The sequence below is a fragment of the Emticicia sp. genome (genome assembly GCF_049241225.1).
Classification (GTDB): domain Bacteria; phylum Bacteroidota; class Bacteroidia; order Cytophagales; family Spirosomataceae; genus Emticicia.
The window spans coordinates 7,604-26,291 of the sequence record NZ_JBMLRC010000051.1 but is presented as its reverse complement, the minus strand read 5'-3'; the positions used below and the strand labels follow the sequence as shown (position 1 = coordinate 26,291).

General features: G+C 38.9%; 19 protein-coding genes. 8 read left to right on the top strand and 11 right to left on the bottom strand.

What is annotated here, in order from left to right; genetic code table 11:
- The first annotated feature begins 14 nt into the window (after positions 1-14).
- Together moaC and ACOVO2_RS03460 are read left to right on the top strand one after the other, a co-directional pair.
- On the top strand, positions 15-497 hold the full coding sequence (gene moaC / locus ACOVO2_RS03465) for a cyclic pyranopterin monophosphate synthase MoaC (protein ID WP_421768648.1): 483 nt from the start codon (positions 15-17) through the stop codon (positions 495-497).
- Complete coding sequence (locus tag ACOVO2_RS03460; RefSeq protein WP_421768630.1) at positions 494-1,054, top strand: NTP transferase domain-containing protein; 561 nt, start codon at positions 494-496, stop codon at positions 1,052-1,054. Before moaC ends, ACOVO2_RS03460 begins: the two co-directional genes overlap by 4 nt.
- Before the next feature lie 97 nt (positions 1,055-1,151).
- Here ACOVO2_RS03460 and ACOVO2_RS03455 read toward each other — a convergent pair whose 3' ends face one another.
- The 4 genes from ACOVO2_RS03455 to ACOVO2_RS03440 form a co-directional block, all read right to left on the bottom strand.
- Positions 1,152-1,643: a hypothetical protein gene (locus tag ACOVO2_RS03455; protein ID WP_421768629.1), complete on the bottom strand. Its 492-nt coding sequence runs from the start codon at positions 1,641-1,643 to the stop codon at positions 1,152-1,154.
- A gap of 12 nt (positions 1,644-1,655) precedes the next feature.
- Positions 1,656-2,081, bottom strand: a complete 426-nt coding sequence (locus ACOVO2_RS03450; protein WP_421768628.1) for a molybdenum cofactor biosynthesis protein MoaE — start codon at positions 2,079-2,081, stop codon at positions 1,656-1,658.
- A 68-nt stretch (positions 2,082-2,149) separates the two neighbouring features.
- The gene (locus ACOVO2_RS03445) at positions 2,150-3,058 is read right to left on the bottom strand and encodes a hypothetical protein (RefSeq protein ID WP_421768627.1); all 909 of its coding nucleotides are present in this window, start codon (positions 3,056-3,058) and stop codon (positions 2,150-2,152) included.
- A 37-nt stretch (positions 3,059-3,095) separates the two neighbouring features.
- Positions 3,096-3,959, bottom strand: coding sequence for a DUF58 domain-containing protein (locus ACOVO2_RS03440; RefSeq protein WP_421768626.1), 864 nt, complete (start codon positions 3,957-3,959; stop codon positions 3,096-3,098).
- 249 nt (positions 3,960-4,208) lie between these two features.
- Here ACOVO2_RS03440 and ACOVO2_RS03435 point away from each other — a divergent pair, with 249 nt between their 5' ends.
- Both ACOVO2_RS03435 and ACOVO2_RS03430 read left to right on the top strand, forming a co-directional pair.
- Positions 4,209-4,565 carry a DUF4296 domain-containing protein gene (locus tag ACOVO2_RS03435; RefSeq protein ID WP_421768625.1) on the top strand — a complete coding sequence of 119 codons (357 nt, stop codon included), beginning with the start codon at positions 4,209-4,211 and terminating at the stop codon, positions 4,563-4,565.
- Positions 4,566-4,773: 208 nt separating this feature from the next.
- Entirely contained in the window at positions 4,774-5,505 is a 732-nt protein-coding gene (locus ACOVO2_RS03430) for a polyprenol monophosphomannose synthase (protein WP_421768624.1), read from the top strand.
- Between the two features lie 319 nt (positions 5,506-5,824).
- On the opposite strand, the gene ACOVO2_RS03425 is transcribed toward ACOVO2_RS03430, so the two are convergent.
- The 4 genes from ACOVO2_RS03425 to ACOVO2_RS03410 form a co-directional block, all read right to left on the bottom strand.
- Complete coding sequence (locus ACOVO2_RS03425; RefSeq protein ID WP_421768623.1) at positions 5,825-7,942, bottom strand: carboxy terminal-processing peptidase; 2,118 nt, start codon at positions 7,940-7,942, stop codon at positions 5,825-5,827.
- A gap of 554 nt (positions 7,943-8,496) precedes the next feature.
- Complete coding sequence (locus tag ACOVO2_RS03420; protein ID WP_421768622.1) at positions 8,497-8,904, bottom strand: NUDIX hydrolase; 408 nt, start codon at positions 8,902-8,904, stop codon at positions 8,497-8,499.
- Entirely contained in the window at positions 8,901-9,767 is an 867-nt protein-coding gene (locus tag ACOVO2_RS03415) for an alpha/beta hydrolase family esterase (protein ID WP_421768621.1), read from the bottom strand. Before ACOVO2_RS03415 ends, ACOVO2_RS03420 begins: the two co-directional genes overlap by 4 nt.
- 214 nt (positions 9,768-9,981) lie before the next feature.
- Positions 9,982-10,731: a DeoR/GlpR family DNA-binding transcription regulator gene (locus ACOVO2_RS03410; protein ID WP_421768620.1), complete on the bottom strand. Its 750-nt coding sequence runs from the start codon at positions 10,729-10,731 to the stop codon at positions 9,982-9,984.
- Positions 10,732-11,213: 482 nt separating this feature from the next.
- Between ACOVO2_RS03410 and ACOVO2_RS03405 the strand changes: the two genes are divergently transcribed.
- From ACOVO2_RS03405 to fabV, 4 genes are all read left to right on the top strand, one after another.
- Positions 11,214-12,554: an APC family permease gene (locus tag ACOVO2_RS03405; protein ID WP_421768619.1), complete on the top strand. Its 1,341-nt coding sequence runs from the start codon at positions 11,214-11,216 to the stop codon at positions 12,552-12,554.
- A gap of 111 nt (positions 12,555-12,665) precedes the next feature.
- A complete protein-coding gene (locus tag ACOVO2_RS03400; protein WP_421768618.1) occupies positions 12,666-13,616 on the top strand; it encodes a carbohydrate kinase family protein in 951 nt (316 codons plus the stop codon).
- A 130-nt stretch (positions 13,617-13,746) separates the two neighbouring features.
- Positions 13,747-14,691, top strand: coding sequence for an N-acetylornithine carbamoyltransferase (locus ACOVO2_RS03395; protein WP_421768617.1), 945 nt, complete (start codon positions 13,747-13,749; stop codon positions 14,689-14,691).
- Between the two features lie 77 nt (positions 14,692-14,768).
- Positions 14,769-15,959, top strand: a complete 1,191-nt coding sequence (gene fabV / locus ACOVO2_RS03390; protein WP_421768616.1) for an enoyl-ACP reductase FabV — start codon at positions 14,769-14,771, stop codon at positions 15,957-15,959.
- 99 nt (positions 15,960-16,058) lie between these two features.
- Here fabV and ACOVO2_RS03385 read toward each other — a convergent pair whose 3' ends face one another.
- The 3 genes from ACOVO2_RS03385 to ACOVO2_RS03375 form a co-directional block, all read right to left on the bottom strand.
- On the bottom strand, positions 16,059-16,877 hold the full coding sequence (locus ACOVO2_RS03385) for a group I truncated hemoglobin (protein WP_421768615.1): 819 nt from the start codon (positions 16,875-16,877) through the stop codon (positions 16,059-16,061).
- Between the two features lie 220 nt (positions 16,878-17,097).
- Positions 17,098-17,526, bottom strand: a complete 429-nt coding sequence (locus ACOVO2_RS03380; RefSeq protein WP_421768614.1) for a hypothetical protein — start codon at positions 17,524-17,526, stop codon at positions 17,098-17,100.
- Between the two features lie 305 nt (positions 17,527-17,831).
- Positions 17,832-18,688, bottom strand: an 857-nt coding sequence (locus ACOVO2_RS03375; RefSeq protein WP_421768613.1) for a hypothetical protein, incomplete at its 5' end; no start/stop codon positions are given.

Genomic DNA, 18,688 nt, shown 5'->3' with positions numbered 1-18,688 from the left:
TTCGCACCACAGAAATGACAAATTTTACGCACATAGATGCCGCTGGCAACCCTTCGATGGTTGATGTAGGCGAAAAAGCCATTACTCGACGCACCGCAAAAGCTCGGAGCATCGTAATTTTAGATGATGCTATTTTGGAGAGACTAACTAACGAAGAAATCCATACTAAAAAAGGGCCTGTTTTTCAGACCGCTATCATTGCAGGTGTGATGGCCGCCAAAAAAACTGGAGATTTGATTCCGCTCTGCCACCCGCTCGGACTCGAAAATTGCCAAATCAACATTTTTTTGAATGATAAACGAGAAGTTATCGTCGAATGTACGGCTTCGCTCACTGGCAAAACGGGCATCGAAATGGAAGCCCTAACTGGTGCGAGTGTGGCAGCCTTGACAATTTATGATATGTGTAAGGCTTTTTCACACAACATCATCATCAAAGAAACCCGCTTGATTGAAAAAACTGGTGGTAAAAAAGATTTTAAATTAGAGGAAAATTGAATGCTCTTATCTTAATCGGCGGCAAAAGCTCTCGGATGGGAACTGATAAAGGTTTACTCAATTATCACGGTAAACCTCAACGAGAATATCTGTTCGATTTAGCTAAAAAATACTGTTCAGAAGTCTATTTTTCGTGCCGAGCCGAACAACAATTTTCCGAGCGAAGCATTATTGATACTTACACACTCGGACCGATGGGAGGAATCTTATCGGCCTTTGACTTCAATCCAAATAGTGCTTGGTTGGTAGCTGCCTGCGATATGCCTTTGATTGATGAAAACAGCTTTCAGACTTTAATAAATCACCGAATTAAAGAGAAAGTAGCAACGGCATTTCTGAATCCAGAAACCAATGCCCCCGACCCACTCTTTACGATTTACGAGCCAAAAGCCTTTCAACTACTGACTAAATATGTAGAAACGGGCAACAAAAGCCCTAAGGTTTTTCTGCAAAAAAATGATACCGAAATTATTAAGTTGAGTAATCTTGATTTCCTGAAAAATGTAAATACTAAGGAAGAATTTGAGCGAATAAAATCAAATGTATTTTCTATTTGACTTTTTATGAAAAAAATGTATTTTTGTATCACCTAAGCGTTTTGGACGTATTGAGTAGGATGGCTTCGTGCTTCATAACTCGTAGGTTTTAAAGCCGTTAATCAACTGCCTCAGCAGTCCGATTAGTGGCTTTAATTTTATACATGGTATGAAAAACCAAACGACTCAGTTTGTTTTTCTTTTTACTCGTAATTGTCCTTACTTCTTTCACAACATAAACTTTATCCTCAATCTGCCTAACAAATTGTAAAATAGGCTTTTGAGTGTGGCTTGTTTTTCCTACCAAAACTATTTCTTCTGGGTACAGAAAAACGTCAAGCATCTTAAAAAAATCCTCTTTTTCTATCGCAACTTGCCCTCTCTTAGCTTCTGAAATCGGGTTTCCGTGTTGTTCGAGTGTATGTAAAATACCATAATTGTCAATACACACCCAATGGTCTGACACATCTAAATCGGTTATTTCTTTTATTCTCTGGGCAAGTTCTACTGGAACAATAAACAAATCTAATTTTCGATGAAATTGGCCTAAGTTGTCCAAACATTCATCATACAAATCATATATTTTCTGTTTTATCTCTTCTATTTGCATAGTTAAAATTAATCAAGGCGTAGCCGAAACCCATACTTCTCCATCTTCAAAAATCTCTTTTTTCCAAATCGGCACGGTTTCTTTGAGCGTATCAATGGCATATTCGCAGGCATCAAAAGCCGCTCCACGGTGTGCCGCCGAAGCCGCAATGACGACAGGAACTTCGCCAATTTCGAGGCTTCCAACTCGGTGATAAATGGCTATTTTTTTCAGCGAAAACTTCTCTACTGCTTGCTCGGCAATTTTTTTCATCTCCGAAACTGCCATTGGCTCGTAAGCTTCAAAATCAAGTCTTAGTACTCGCTTTCCTTTGGTTTGATTTCTGACCGTTCCGACGAATGTTACGATTCCACCAGAGTCATCGGTTTTTACAAAATCCAAACAGGCTTGTTCGTTGAGGGTTTTATCAGATAATATGATTTCGATTGACTGATTCATCAAAATAGAAGTAATTTTTAGTTTTTAATTTTCCTCATCAACTGACAAGTTAGAAACTTGTCCAACTATTACAGGCTGGCGGCTAACTCTTCTCGGCGATTTTTGTATAGTTCGGTAGCTTTATCAAGCAAAACATTCATGGCCAATGGCATTTGAGTTGACAAAATTCCACCATAAATGGCACTATCGACTTCTTTAAGAGCCTCCTCTAAACTTTCGCTAGGTAATCTCGAAATAATTTCTTTTGTGGTATATGAACTATACGGGCGTTTTTCAAGCCATTCAAGGTGCTTTTTCCACAAAACTAATGCTTTACCAATGGTCACATCATCTAAGGTAGAACGGGTAAATTTCTTATAATTTGTCTGAAAATCCTTATGCCGACGACCAAACAAAAACAAAGTATATTGCTTGCGAATGAAACGACCAAAGAACGCATAAATGATAAGTACAATGCCCAAAAGTCCCAAAATGTATGTTAGAATCTTCGGGTAATTTACTTGCTGAGATAACGGTAAAAGTTTAGTATCGGTCTTTAATTGCAGAGAATCGACACTGGTTTTTATCATTTCTTTCAAAAAAACCGAATCGGCCAACGAGTAAACCGCCGTACAGTCACGTTTTGAGAGTAGATAAATCGGAAGCTCCAGTTTTTGGGTTTTCCTTATATCGAAAGTCACGAGCGTATAAACCACGCTATCGGTACTGACCCCATTGGTGGTTGATGTCGGAAAAATATTTCGGCGGATTATCTCAAACGGATAAAAATTATAAGTTGTGTCAGGAAAAAAAACTTCAGCCGACGGGCTATGATGGTAGCTGAGCGTATAGTCAATCGGGCGGCCGAGTTCGATGCTATCGGTTTGAAACCTACCGATAGGCTTTTGAGCATAGCTGTTTTCTATAACCAACAAACAACTGATTATCAATAAGATACTATTTGCAGACTTCAGTATTTGTATAATTCTGATTGGCATTTTTATCTTTTTAAACCTTTTTCTTCTTCTCTATTGCTTACTTTCTTACTCTGAATAACTGAATTAGTTTCGGCACATAGTCTTCTCTCGAATCAATGGCCACATAATTGGCATTGTGCTGCTTACACAGAGTTTCTAAACGTTTCTGATTATCTTCAAAAACCTCTCTCATTTCACGCTTAAACGATGGCGAAGAAGTATTTAACCAAACTGTTTTTTTGCTTTCTTTGTCCAAAACTGGAATAATTCCGAGGCTTGGCAACTTTATCTCTCGCTGGTCATATACATGCACCACCACCAAATCATGCTTACGTGCCAAAGCCTTGAGGTTATGTTCGTAATCTTTATCCAGAAAGTCAGAAATCAAAATCACAACGCTCTTTCGGCGAAGCATATTCAAAGCAAAACCAATGGCCGATGGAATATCGGTTTTCTGCGAAACTGGCTTCATCTTAAAGAGCGTTAGGATAAGTTCGTAGCCGTGTTTCATGCCATTTGTGGGTTTGAAATACAGCTCTTTTTGGTCAGAAAAACAATAAAGCCCTACATGACCAGCCTCTTTTATGGCCGAAAGTGCCAAAACTCCACAGATTTCTTTGGCGGTATCTATTTTTAAGCGTCCGCTGTTTCCTACTTCCTGCGAGCTACTCACATCGAGCATAAAAAACACGGTTTGCTCTTTTTCTTCTTTAAAAATCTTTACGTAAGCCCCGTCGCCTTTGGCGGTCGTGATCCAATCTATCGTCCGAACGTCATCGCCGTATTGGTAGGTACGCAAATCGCTAAACTCCAAGCCAGAGCCCTTAAAAACCGAACGGAAGTTTCCGTGCATGTGACCATTCACGGCTTTTCGGATTTTAATCTCGTACTTATTAAGTTTTGAAATAATACTTTCTACCACTTGATTAATGAATAATTGATAATGTAAAATTGAAAATTTTTAAAGAACAATCGCTTCGGCGACCCGATTTTCAAATTGTTCACCATATTCTAAACAACTTTAAAATCAGAATCTCATTGTTGTTTCTCAAAATAACAAATCAATTAAGAAAATTTAACGCATGGATTTTGTTAGATTTTTCCGTAATTTGTTGTTTAAAGTCAATAAACAGTTCTTTAAGATATTTTTAGAAACGAAGATAAAGTGAAAATGCTGACAAAAAAAATATTCTTGGTTTTAGGTATAATTTTGGCATTATTGGCTTGTGATAATACCCCCAGCCGACCAAAAGATGCGATTGACGAGGCTACGATGGCAAAAATTTTGGCCGAAATACATCTGACCGAAGCACAAGTAAGCCGATTGTCATTCAAAGATTATGACTCTACGAAAATCGCTTATAAGTACCTTGAGCAGCAAATAATGACAAAATATAAAACCGATACGGCACGTTATAGAGCAAGTTACAACTATTATGTAACAAATCCCGAACAAATGACCAAGCTCTACGATAATGTGCTAAAAAATTTGGAGGAATTGAAGAAAAAGAAAAAAATGGCATATTGATTGTATTAAACAGTCCACGGTCAATAGTCGACAGTCCATAGTGGCATAAAATACTGATTATCAAACAAACACTTACAACCATTTATAAGTCAACGTAGATAGATAATTGAGACAACTCACAGTGGAACGAACGGAACGCCGCCATCTGCCGACTGTTGACCTTGGACTATGGACTATTTAAGTGCAATCCTAAACCTGACTATATACTTTGAAAGAAAATCTTGTAATTATACCGACTTATAATGAAATCGAAAACGTAGAAGCGATTATCAGGAAAGTCATGAGTTTGAGCGAAGCCTTCGATGTTTTGATTTTGGATGATGGCTCGCCCGATGGTACTGGGAAGAAAGTAAAAGAACTACAAAACGAGTTTACCGAAAATCTGCACCTCATCGAAAGAAGTGGAAAATTGGGTTTAGGCACAGCATATATTCACGGTTTTAAGTGGGCTTTAGAAAAAGGTTATCAGTTTATTTATGAAATGGATGCCGATTTCTCGCATAATCCCGAAGATTTGGTGCGTTTGTATAAAGCCGCCAAAATAGATGGCTATGATGTGGCTATTGGTTCTCGGTATATTAAAGGCGTAAACGTTGTCAACTGGCCGATGGGCCGAGTGTTGATGTCATACTTTGCGGGCGTATATGTACGGATGATTACGGGCATGAAAATCATGGACCCAACGGGTGGTTTTATTTGCTATCGTCGAGAAGTTTTGAAGACAATTCCGCTCGATAAAATTACATTTATTGGCTACGCTTTTCAGATTGAAATGAAATTCAACGCCTTTTTGTATAAATTCAATATTACAGAAGTGCCAATCATTTTCACCGACCGCACAAAAGGCGTCTCGAAGATGTCAACCAAGATTTTTCAAGAAGCTATTTTTGGGGTAATTATGATGAAAGTTTGGAGCTGGTTTAAGAGTTTTAAACGATAGTTTTTTAAGTGCACAGTTTTCGGTAGGTAGAACCATAATTATTTTGAAAAGAAATAAATTGCCGTTGGCTTTAGCCAACGGACTAAAGACAAGTAACATTATTCGGCTTTAGCCAAAATTACTGGTAGTTTTGGCTAAAGCCGAATTGATTTTGTGCTTTTAACCCCCAGCTAAAGCTGAGGGCAATTGAAAAAATGTCATAGCTATATAAATTACTACAAAACAAAGCCCTCGCAAAATGTAATCTTGCGAGGGCTTTCTATTAACTACATTTTATACTAAAACTGTTGACTCGTGGACTTTCGACCGTGGTCTAATCTTAATTCTTCAAGGCCATTCCCTTCTGTTGAATCACATCGCTCATAATGTTAAGCGTTTCGCCGAGATAAACGTCTTTTTTCAAGTATTTTACCCAAAAGTCGTTTCTATCTTTCTTCAACGAATCAGAATTGATAGCTTCTAAATCGCTTGATAAATTGGCTACTGATAAATCCTCTTTGAGTTGAGTTAAATTTCTAACTTTCGTTGAAATCTCTCTTACTTCTTTTTGTTGAGCCTTGTATTTTTGGATTTCCAACGAACGAGCCGTTTTACGGTTATCAGCCAAGATATTTGTATTATCTTTTATTTGCTTAAATACATCATTAGTAGATAAACGCTCTTGGTTTTTTTGTTGTAAAGCCACCAAATCAGGTGCGTAAGTCCAAGTTTGGTAAGATGCTTTCGGCATTTCGTCCCACACAAGTGCATTTGGACTATCTTTTTCACGCACCTTGTAGGCTTCGTATAAACCTGGCAAAACAATATCAGACTCTACGCCTTTTAGCTGCGTTGCACCACCATCTACTCTATAATATTTTTGTAGTGTAAGATGCACCGCACCTAAATCGCCAGCACCGCTTCCAGTTCCATTTCCACCAACTGGGAATGCACGTTGTACTGTTCCTTTACCAAAAGTAGAACTCGAACCAACCACAACGCCACGCTTGTAATCTTGAATAGCTGAGGCGAAAATCTCAGAAGCCGAAGCACTGCGTTCGTTGACCATCACCACCAACGGGCCATCGTAAAGCACCGAAGGGTCATTATCGCCCATCTGCGAAGGACGACCAGCACGGTCACGGATTTGCACAACTGGGCCAGTTTTGATGAATAAACCTACCATATTTACCACTTCTTGCAAGCTACCACCACCATTATCTCTTATATCCAAAATAATTCCTTCTACGCCTTCGGCTTTTAGTCGAGCTACTTCTTTGGCTACATCTTGTGAGCAACGAGCCGCTTGGGGGCGTTGAAAATCAGCGTAAAATGCAGGTAAATCAATCAAACCGATTTTGTGTTTACCGCTGTTGATAATTACACTACGAGCAAAGGTTTCATCGAGTTTCAATTCTGCACGAATCATCGAAACAGTTTTTAGCGTTCCGTCAGGTTTTTGAACCGTAATTTTCACCTCTGAGCCTTCTGCTCCTCTGATTAGTTTCACGGCATCATCAGTTGTATAACCCGTAATATCTTCGGCTTCGCCAGTTGCTTGGGCTACTTTTACAATAAAATCATTGGCTTGAATCTCGCCCGACTTCCACGCTGGACCACCAGTTGTTACGCTTTTGATTTTAATTTTATCATCTTCTTGCTGTAATAAAGCTCCGATTCCGAAGAAACGACCACTCAAACGCTCATCAAACGAGCGTTTTTCTACTGGTGGAAAGAAATCAGTGTGCGGGTCCATCTCGTTAGTGATAGTATTGACCAACATCGCAAAGCGTTGATTTTCGTCAAATTTATTACGCAAACGGTCAAAATACTTGTCCATTGCTTTTTTTACTTTCGCACGTGCTTCTTTCTCCAATTCTTGGTCAGATTTTACCACAAAATCTTTCTTGTCTTTGTTTTTTTCTTGCGTTTCTTGGGCATCAATGTAGCGGTCGAGTGTTTGCCATTTCAGATATTTTCTCCAACGCTCCTTTCTTTCTGAGTCATTCGAGGCAAAATCTACTTTATCGGCATCTAACTCAAGCACATCATCTTTCGTAAACTCAAATGGTTTTTCGATGTATTGCTTATACATTTCTTCAGCCTCAACGATTCTGTTTTTATAGATTTCGTCAGCAGCCGCAAAAAATGCCAGTGGCGAACCATGAATTTCATCATCAATCGTAGTTTCAAACTTGCGAAGTTTGGCTATGTCTTTTTCGAGCAAAATACGTTTGCTTGGGTCGAGGCGTTTCAAAAACTCGCTAAAGATTTCTTTCGAGAAATTATCATCAATTTTTTTCGGACTATAATGTCCTTGTTCGAGCATTGCTCCAACGTATCGCAGAATCGTTTCGTTTTTACTTGGTGGGTCGTCATTGAGGGGAGTTGCCGATATAAAAATCGTCAACAAACTTATGCTCAAAAATGCCTTAGCAAACAAACTTGGCTTTTTCATATTACAGACAGGTGTTTTTAAAATGGATAATCGGCAATGATAATGCTCAAAATGGCATTGAATTGCTGCTACTAAATTAGCAAAAATCAATCCAGTCTATAACGATTATAGGCTAAATAAATTTGCTGAAAATATAAAAAATATGATAAACGGAGAATTTTAGTGTTTAGACGAGGATAAGTGAAACTGTTGTATGGTGCGTAGCACCAAAATAGTTGTAGAAAATATGTGTCAATAAATCAAGTTTTAAGGTTCATTGCACAGCCATCAATATTAAAAAAAATAGAACGCAGATGACACTGATACTATTGTAACCGCAACGGCGGACTGTGCTGATTTCAACGGATTTTCGAGAAATTAGCGAAAATCAGCGTTGCTTGCATCAGTTTTATCAGCGTTCAAAAAATAAAAGCTATGGTATTGAGCCATCAGAGAGAATTGAAAGAACATTTTAAGTAGATGATTAAAAATAAACGACACTCATGTTTTGTGTAAAACATTCATTATTAATATTTTATACTACGGTAGACTGTCGACCATAGACCGTGGACTACTTAAATTAATTCACCCGTTTCTTTCAAGAAATCAAAGATGAGTTTATCTACTTCTGAAACTTCGTCTCGGTCAGCAAACGAAAGCCATTTTATTTCTTCAATCTCATTACAGGGTTCTAAATTTCCTTCATATTCGGCCGAATAGCAAGTCATTTTTACGATTACGCCAACTTCATGGCTATCAGCTTGGGCTTTGAAAGTGCCGAAATAATTGATTGTTGCCGAAATTATAGAAACATTCAACTCTTCTCGAATCTCTCTAATGAGCGTTTCTTCGTCAGTCTCGTTGTTTTCTCTTTTTCCACCAGGAATATAAAACTTCGTTTTTCCTCTCGATTTTGTGCTTAGGATTTTCCCTTTTTCTACTCGAATATAGGCAATTTTATCTATTTCAGGCAGATTTATCATTTCATACTTCGTTTGAAAAACTCCCAAGCTTCCAAATGCACGTCAATATCATTAGGGTAATCGTGCTTGCCGTTGATAACTTTCAGTAGTGTTACTTCTGGTTTTCTTTTCTTTTTGAAAGTATATTTTTCTATTGTTTTGCCATCTTTTGGGTCGGTATCGGGTAAATTTTGCATTTGAGGTTTACCTCTATAACCCGCCAACGACGACCAGTAGGCAAACGTTCGATCGGTTGAGCGAACTAACCCTAAGCTAATGTTATTTGTAATTACCTCGCCGCCTTCGTACGGATTTACTTTATCGGCCGTTCCGTTGACAATCATCACGGGCATGGCTCTGCGTTTTTCTTCACAATCAATGTTATTGGTGTCGGGCAAATTGGCAATCAAGGCCGTGATGGCTCTAAATCTCTCGGGCATTGTCAAAGCCAATTTATAAGCCATGTGTCCCCCACCCGAAGTGCCGACTGCAAAAACTTGTTTTTCGTTGATTTGGTAACGCTCTTTGAAGTAATCAATCATCGACCCAAAGAAAGCATTTTCGTTGATATTCTCTAAGTTAGCAGCCGAATTGGCTGTTTTTCGGCATTCGTTCCAATACTTCTTATAACCATCAGGATAAACCAATAAAATATTTTCGGTTGGAGCAATTCCCTCCAGCGATTTGGCTCTTGCTCGCATTTGCGTACCATTTCCGCCCGAACCATGCAACACAAACACCAACGAAGCATTAGGTTTGGCTGATTTTAAGAAATGAAAACTTCTATGATTGCCCTCGATTAAAAGAGAATCATCTACAATTTGAGCTTTTATGCTAAATGACCCTATAATTAAAAGTAAGGCAAAAAGGTATTTCTGTTGCATTTTGATTGCGATTTAGCTTATTAATATTTTTATTTTTCTCCCGCAGATTTCGCAGAAAACCGCTGAAGTTATGCGTCCTATTCTGCAAATATCTGCGATTTCAGCGGGTAATTAAGTAAATAGCTGAAAACAAACGACACATATATTTTGTGTAAACCATTTCTAATAAATACTTTACACCACTGTGGACTGTCGACCATTGACTGTGGACTACTTAAATAATCTCCACTCCTTGCTTCTGAAAATCTTTTAGTGCTGGGTCGGTTGGCTTTAGATTTGTAATCATCAAATCTAATTGCTGAAAATTGCAAACTCTGTGTGCTTCTTGCACATTTATTTTCTCTTCGATGATACAACAAACCGTTTTTTTGGCGGCTTGCATCATTTTTTGCTTGATTAATGACTCCTCATAATGACGAATACTTAATCCTTTTACAGGATGCACCCCATTAACACCCATAAAATAATAATCAGCATTGATATGTTCGAGTTGGCGAGCAACTTCACTTCCGAGTGTAATCTGATAGCGTTTAAAGTAAGTTCCGCCCAACAAAATTACGTCAATTCGCGGGTGTTCGTTGAGTGCCATTGCCAAAGGGGCACTGTTGGTCACGATGGTTAGCTCGAGCGTTTTTGCCAACTGTTCGGCCATAAAAAAGTTAGTAGTTCCGCCATCCATGATGATAGTTTGACGATTTTCGATAAACTTCTGGGCTTTTCTTGATAAAATCCCCAATTCTTCGCTACTCGCTCCGTTCTTTTTTGTACCCAACACCGACAGGTAAGAGTTAGCTACTGCCCCTCCGTGTACTTTCTTCAAAAAACCTTTATCTTCCAGTTCGATGATATCCCGGCGGATGCTATCATACGAAACATCTAAGAATTTTCCCAGTTCTACGAAGTTAATTTTCTTATCAGTATTGAGTTTTTCGAGTATTAAACGTTGTCTTTCTTCTTTTAACATGATTTCATTGCAAATATTTGTACAAATATTGCAAAAAAATGCAAATATCTCTTGGCAATATCAAAAAACTTTGCATATATTTGCATTGTTCTTTTAGAATTAGTAACCTATGATGAAATATATATACCTCTGAGAGGGTTGTTGGCTAACGGCCGACAACCTGCAAAGAGTCAAATGAATTGAATTAGTCTAAGTACTTACCTATTTTATATCACTTACCTAAAATAATATATTGTCGTAGTTTTGTTTCATAATTTAAGTCAGAACAATTGTTTGAAGCTTAATTGAGTTTAAAATGGATAGGGTGGTCGGTTGAAAAACTGACCATTTTTTTTTGCCCACCTCACAAACCTTCTTACCTAAATACACTAGTGATCAATTAGTTATCGAAACAACAATACTCTTACAATAATAATCAAGGTTTTGACTTTTAGTATAAATTCTTATCTTCGTTTCAAAACTAACGAAAAAATTTCATCTAAATGAATCAAGATATACAAAAGGAAGAATCAAACAAGCTTCTTAGATTACTCGGTGTGGGTTTTGGAATCGCCGTAACCGTCGGAGGAACAATCGGAACGGGTATACTACGCAAACCGGGCCCAATTGCAGCCAATCTCGGCGACCCATCGCTCATTATGTTGGTTTGGATTTTGGTGAGTGTGTATGCTTTCTTAGGCGTACTTTGCACAATCGAGTTGGGCGTTTCGGTTCCTCGTGCGGGTGCGTGGTATGTCTACGCTCGTCGAGCCTTTGGCGATTACGTAGGGTTCGTAACTGGCATTACGAGTTGGCTCGGCACGGTGGCGGCATTAGGTTTTGGAGCCTACACCATGAGTGAATACATCGCTCTTATTTGGCCCGATACCGAACCAATCATTCGTTGGATGGCCATTGGTATCTTAATAGTCTTGATGGGTTTTCACTGGCTTGGCACAAAATCGGCGGGAAAATCGCAAGAAATTATGTCTTTCTTGAAAGCTATCGGGCTATTTGCTTTTGTTTTTATGTGTTTTATTTACGGTGGCGATGTAAAAACACAAGATTTGGTAGCCACCACCCAACGTGTAGCACAGCCAGCTTTACTTACTGGTTTAATCATAGCATTACAACAAGTTTTTTACACATTCGATGGCTGGCACACGGCCGCCTACTTTACCGAAGAAAACACCGATCCTGCCAAAAACCTACCAAAATCAATGATTAGTGGCGTTTTGGTCGTAATTTCTATCTATTTATTGGTCAATTTGGCTATTCTCTACATCATGCCGATTGAGGTTCTAGCCACCTCAAAACTGGCCGCTGCCGATGCAATCAGATTGATTTTTGGCGAAAAATCGGGAAAAATCGTTACGTTTTTCTTGATGGTTTCGATTCTCGGAATGCTCAACGCCCAAATCATGTTTGCTCCGAGAGTTATCTATTCGATGAGCAAAGATGGACTTTTCTTTAAGTTGGCTCAAAAAGTAAACAGTGGCGGAACGCCAGCCGTAGCAATGCCGCTAACAGGCATTTGCTCTATATTGTTGATAATCAGTGGAAAAGATACTTGCGAACGCCTTTCTGACATTGCGGTTTTCTTTTTCGTGATGACTTATGCTGCGGGTTTTGCATCTGTAATTATGCTTCGTAGAAAAGAGCCAAATCTACCTCGACCATATAAAGTCATTGGCTACCCTTACATTCCTTTTGTATTGATTATTATCTCAATTATGTTTCTTGTGGGTGCTGTCTATCAAGATATTAACAGCAGCATGTATGCCCTTATTTTCTTGGTTTTGAGTTATCCGCTATTTTTGATGACAAAAAAAATTAAACTCTAAAATATAACTTTTAAAGTCAAATTGACTGTTTTTTTATCTAATTTAGAAAATTACTATCGCATTTTTTTAATTCTTTAGTAAATACTACAATCTTTGCAAAAACTTTAACCTATGACACGAAAATATGCACTTTTAGCAGTTGGCGAGTTGCTGGCTGACTTTATTGGAATGGAAATTACGGAGGATATTTCTACAGCTGAAAGATTCCAACGCTTTCAGGGCGGAAGTCCTTCAAATTTAGCCGCAAACATGGCTCGTTTGGGTAATCATACTGCCATTGTTTCGTGCGTAGGTGATGATAATTTAGGAAAATATTTAGTAGAAAAAGTCCGTGAAACTGGCGTTGATGTAAGTCACGTTGGTGTAGATAAACAAGAGCCATCAAGTATTGTGGTTGTGGCTCGCTCGAAAAGTACACCCGATTTTATTGCTTATCGAACCGCCGACCGCATGATTCGACCAAAGCATATTTCGGATGAATTACTTAGCCAAAGTGCTATTTTTCATACAACTTGCTTTGCTTTGAGCCAAAATCCAGCTCAAAAAACCATTGTTGAAGCTGCTGAACGTGCAGCACAACTGGGTTGCCAGTTGAGTATTGATTTAAATTATGCCCCAACAATTTGGCCTGACCGAGAAGAAGCCATGCAGATAATTGAGGCATACATCAAGCACGGAGCTTTGACAAAAATGAGCGAAGATGATGCCGAACGTTTGTACGGAAGAGTTATCGAACCCGAAGAAGCTATTGCCGACCTTCACCGCATGGGAGCGTCGGTAGTTTGTTTTACGATGGGCGGACGAGGAAGCATTATTTCTTACGAAAATGGCAACAAAAAGTTTGAAATGGCAGCTCGAAAAATCGAAGTTGTAGATGCCACAGGTGCGGGAGATTCCTACTGGTCAGGCTTCTTGACAGCATTCTTGGAAGGAAAAGACATTGAAACTTGTGCTAAAGCGGGTGTAAACATTGCGGTTTTGAAACTAACAACAATGGGACCACTGCCAGCGAAGGTAAGCAGAGCGATTTTGTACGACACACCAAACACCCCTAACCCCTAAAGGGGAATTATGGTTTTGACTCCCCTTTAGGGGCGGGGGGGGGTAAACAATATCCATCCCTAAAGGAGATTGTAATACTATTTGAAACTTATTTTTAGCTCCCCTTTAGGGGCGGGGGGGTAACGACAGAATGAAACATTTTATCTCTTTGCACGATGTTGATAACGTGCAAGAATTAGTACAAGAAGGTATCAGACAAAAAGCAAATCGTTTCGCTGACCAAGCACTCGGAAAAAACAAAACCATTGGTTTACTTTTTTTCAATCAAAGTCTTCGTACACGTCTAAGCACACAAAAAGCTGCCGAAAATCTGGGAATGAATGTCTTGATGATGAATGTTGGGCAAGATAGCTGGCAGCTCGAAATGGAAGATGGCGTAATTATGGACGGCGATAAAGCCGAACACGTAAAAGAAGCCGCTGCCGTGATTGGAAGTTACTGCGATATTATTGCAGTACGTGCATTTGCAGGTTTGAAAGACCGTGACGCTGATTATAAAGAGATAGTAATGGAAAAGTTTCGTCAGTATGCAGGCGTGCCAATCGTTAATCTAGAGTCGGCTACTCGCCACCCTTGCCAATCTTTGGCCGATTTGATAACTATCGAAGAAACTAAGAAAACCGCTCGTCCGAAAGTGGTGCTAACTTGGCTGCCTCATTTCAAGCCTCTACCACAGGCCGTTGCCAATTCGTTTGCTGAATGGGTCAATAAAACCGATTACGAATTTGTAATCACCCACCCCGAAGGCTACGATTTAGCTCCCGAAATGGTAGGAAATGCCAAAGTAATTTACGACCAAAACGAAGCCCTCAAAGGTGCCGATTTTGTGTATGGTAAAAACTGGTCATCGTATACACACTACGGCCAAGTGCTTTCGCAAGACCCTTCTTGGATGATAACGAAAGAAAAAATGGATTTGACCAACAATGGCCTTTTCATGCACTGTTTACCAGTTCGTAGAAACCTCAAAGTAACCGACTATGTACTTGATAATCAATCAGTTGTAGTTCAGCAAGCCGCCAACCGTGAATGGTCAGCACAAGCTGTTTTGAAGACGATTTTGGCGGGAATGTAAAGGTTACGAAAGTAGATAAATGTAAGAAATACAAGAAAACTTCGTACCTTTGGGTTTTTACTAAGAAAAATAAAATTATGATTATAGAACCAAGAATGCGAGGGTTTATATGTTTGACTGCACACCCAACAGGCTGCGAAAAGAACATCTTAAATCAAATTGAGTTTACAAAATCACAGGGTCCAATTGATGGAGCAAAGAAAGTCTTAGTTATCGGTGCTTCAACAGGTTTTGGTCTTGCCTCAAGAATTACAAGTGCATTCGGCTCAAATGCCGCTACGATAGGTGTCTTTTTTGAAAAAGCTCCTGCCCCAGGCAAAACTGCCTCACCAGGTTGGTATAATAGTGCTGCTTTTCAACAAGAAGCCGAAAAAGCAGGTCTTTATGCCAAAAGTATCAATGGTGATGCTTTTTCTACGGAAGTAAAAAATAAAACAATCGAATTAATCAAAGCCGATTTGGGCAAAGTTGATTTGGTCATATATAGTTTAGCTTCGCCAGTACGCACAAACCCAGTTACGGGCGTATTGCACCGTTCGGTTCTGAAGCCAATCGGCAATGCATTTACAAACAAAACAGTCGATTTCCACACAGGAAATGTTACCGATATTACGATTGCTCCTTGCACTGAGGAAGACATTGAAAACACAGTAGCCGTAATGGGTGGCGAAGACTGGGAAATGTGGATTGATGCCCTTACCGAAGCTGACGCATTAGCTGATAATGCTCTTACGATTGCTTATTCATACATTGGGCCGTCATTAACCGAAGCTGTTTACCGTAAAGGAACAATCGGTCGTGCTAAAGACCATTTGGAAGCAACCGCTTTCAAGATTTCTGATAAATTAGATAGCATCGGCGGAAAAGCTTATGTATCAGTAAACAAAGCCTTGGTAACACAAGCGAGTTCGGCCATTCCTGTAATTCCTTTATATATTTCATTATTGTACAAAAAAATGAAAGAAAAAGGCGTTCATGAAGGTTGTATCGAGCAGATAGTTCGCTTGTTTAAGGAGCGTCTTTATACTGGTGAAGCAGTTCCAACTGACGAAAAAGGCAGAATCAGAATTGATGATTTAGAAATGGCTGAAGATATTCAGGCAAAAGTTTCTGAATTGTGGGAACAAGCAACCACCGAAACCCTTCCAGCAATTGGTGATTTGAACGGTTATAAGTCAGATTTCTTAAATCTATTTGGTTTTGGCTTCGATGGTGTTGATTATCAAGCAGATGTAAACGAAGTTGTTGAAATTAAAGGATTAGTTTGAGAAATCAACAGTCGATAATCTTTTAAGATACATTAAAATAACAAAAAAGGCGAAGAGAATTCTTCGCCTTTTTTGTTATGAAGTCCTACAACCAAATAATTATTGTCCAACGATGTCGGCTCTCATAGTACCCAACGCTCCTAATAAATCACGTCTTGGCTTCGATATCACATTGAATTTCATCAATGCCTTATCTAAATCTTCTACCAAGGCATTGAAATGTGCATCCGTAATTTTCATGCCTTTGTGAGCAGTTTTCATGTCAAGACCTGTGTATTTTTCAGGACCGCCAGTTGCTTGTCCTACTTGATTTATCAAGTTCATTTTCAATTTATTCAAACGAGCTGGGTCAGCCGCGGCAGCCGCGAAAAACGCATTGATACGTGCATCGCCCGCTACATTCGTAATAAATTGGTCGATAACTGCCGTAATTGCGGCATTTCCACCTAACTGAGCATATAATGAAGCATTAGGCTCAACGATGTCTGCTTTCATTGTTGCCAATGCACCCAACAATTCGTTTTTCTCAGTCATTGGAACGTTAAATTTATCAAGAGCTTTCGATAAATCTTCTACTAAAGCATTAAAATCTGCTTCTTGCACATTCATACCTTTGTGAGCAGCTTTCATGCTTAGACCCGTATATTTTTCCGGGCCACCAGTTGCTTCTCCAACTTGATTAATAAGGTTGTTGCGTAACTTAGTCAAACGAGCTGGGTCAGAAGCCGCATCAGCAAAAAACGCATTAATACGAGTATCGGCCGCAACATTAGCAATAAATTGGTCAATTACTGCCGAAATTGCAGCATTTCCACCCAAACGCACATACAACGACTTTGGCATTTCTTCCATGGTCGTTTCTTTGCAAGCAGTGAAAAACATTGCCCCTGCAAGCAGTAAATAAATACTTTTTTTCATAATTGAAAAATTGGTTATAGTTTAAAATTTAAAAATGTACTCACAGCTTTACTTAATATCACAGATGTATTCTTTGAAAAATAAAGGCAATAAAAAGCTATCAACGCAAAAAACGTATTTGCGATAACAATTGAAAAAAGAAGTCTTGGGAAAGAAACCGAATTGATTGAAAGGAATTATTTCGGTTTATGATATTGCTTTTCTTTGAAAAACCTTTTGCTTATCTCAAACAAAGAGTTTTTTTCATATTCGTAAAGAAATCAATATACTCCATCGGGACTGGGCATTTGGGGCCTTCCATTGTAGCAAAATTCACTTTTGAGGCCACGAGTTCTTTTTGTTGAACAATCGATTTTACGGTTTCTTCTGAAACCTCATCGTCATAGAAAGTCACGCTTACAGTTTTGAATTGTGGATTTACCGTACAGGCTGTTACGCCTTTGGTGGAAGTAAGTTTTTGCGAAATGAGAGAGCTATCGGCTGCATCTACTTGCTTGTCTAAATCAAATACAGCTAAGTGTATAGGTTTTAAATCAAGTCTATCTGAAAGCGGTGGCTCCTCCCAATTTGCCCAAACCAACATCGAGACGAAAAATGTGAGTGTGATCACCCCCGTCACTTTGGCGAATTTGAGAAAGAATTTTTTCATTGTCGTAAAAGATTATTTTGTTACCTGACACCATTTACGAACAATCTATGACTTTGGATTTATTTATTAAAAAAATTAAAAAAATTTGGCTTGGGTGTAGGCACAAAAAAAGGTAGCAAATTTTAGTTTGCTACCTTCTTTATCGGGTTTGAACGATAAACTTATTTCAAAATCTTACAAATCAGTTGAAATAGGTTGGGTTGAACAATCGCCGAAGCGAAAAAAGAGTTAGGTTGAATAGGGTGATGCAAATATAGCACATTTTCGAGAAAAAATATAAGATGGCAAAGTAATTTTAAAAAAAATTAATAATTTTTAATTTCAAGTATCGGCGATTCACAAGTTGTAGGGGGTTGTGATTCAATTTGAGAAGTAATCTTATAAAAATAGCTCGTTTTGGGCTTCAATTCGGTCTTATCTTCAAAGACCGTTGTTCGGATTCCCGCAGGAGTTAAATTCTCAAAAACTCCCGACTCAGATGTTTTTCTGAAAACATTAAACTTTGCAAAATCTGCCAACTGAGCGTCCCAGTTCAATAACACTGATTTTTTATCTTTTCCAGTAAGAAAATTAAGTTTAAAACGTTGCGGACAAAGCCCCACCGATTGCGTAGTTACTGTAATTGGTACTTCGTTAGATGCACAATTATTAGTAGCCAACCGCACGAGGTAACTGTAACTGACGCCAACTTCAGTATTTGTATCTAAGAAAAATGGATTTAGAGTTGTTCCAATCGTCTGAAAAGCGGCTTTACCCACCGAACGTTGAACGATGTAATTTCCTGCATAATTGGCCGAATTGGCCTCTAACTGCCAAAATAAATAGACATTTGGTTTATCGACACCTTGCAGCAGAGTTGCCGAAACTGCCGAACAAAAAGCGTTAGTAGCCACAGCAGGAGCAAAATAACTCACAACCGTTGAAGCGACCGTATCTTTGGTGGTTTTGCTCAATAAACGAAACGATACTTTTCCACCACGAAAAGGCTCAGCCAATTCAATCGAACGCTGATTTGGCGTAATATCATCAGAAAGCACTTGAAAGCTCCCGTTATTTTCGGAGCGTTCGATACGAAAACCCTTTACGAGTGGCTCTTGATAAGCATCAAAATACCAATTTATTTTTACTCGATTATTGGGCAAAATATCTATTGAGGTAAGAG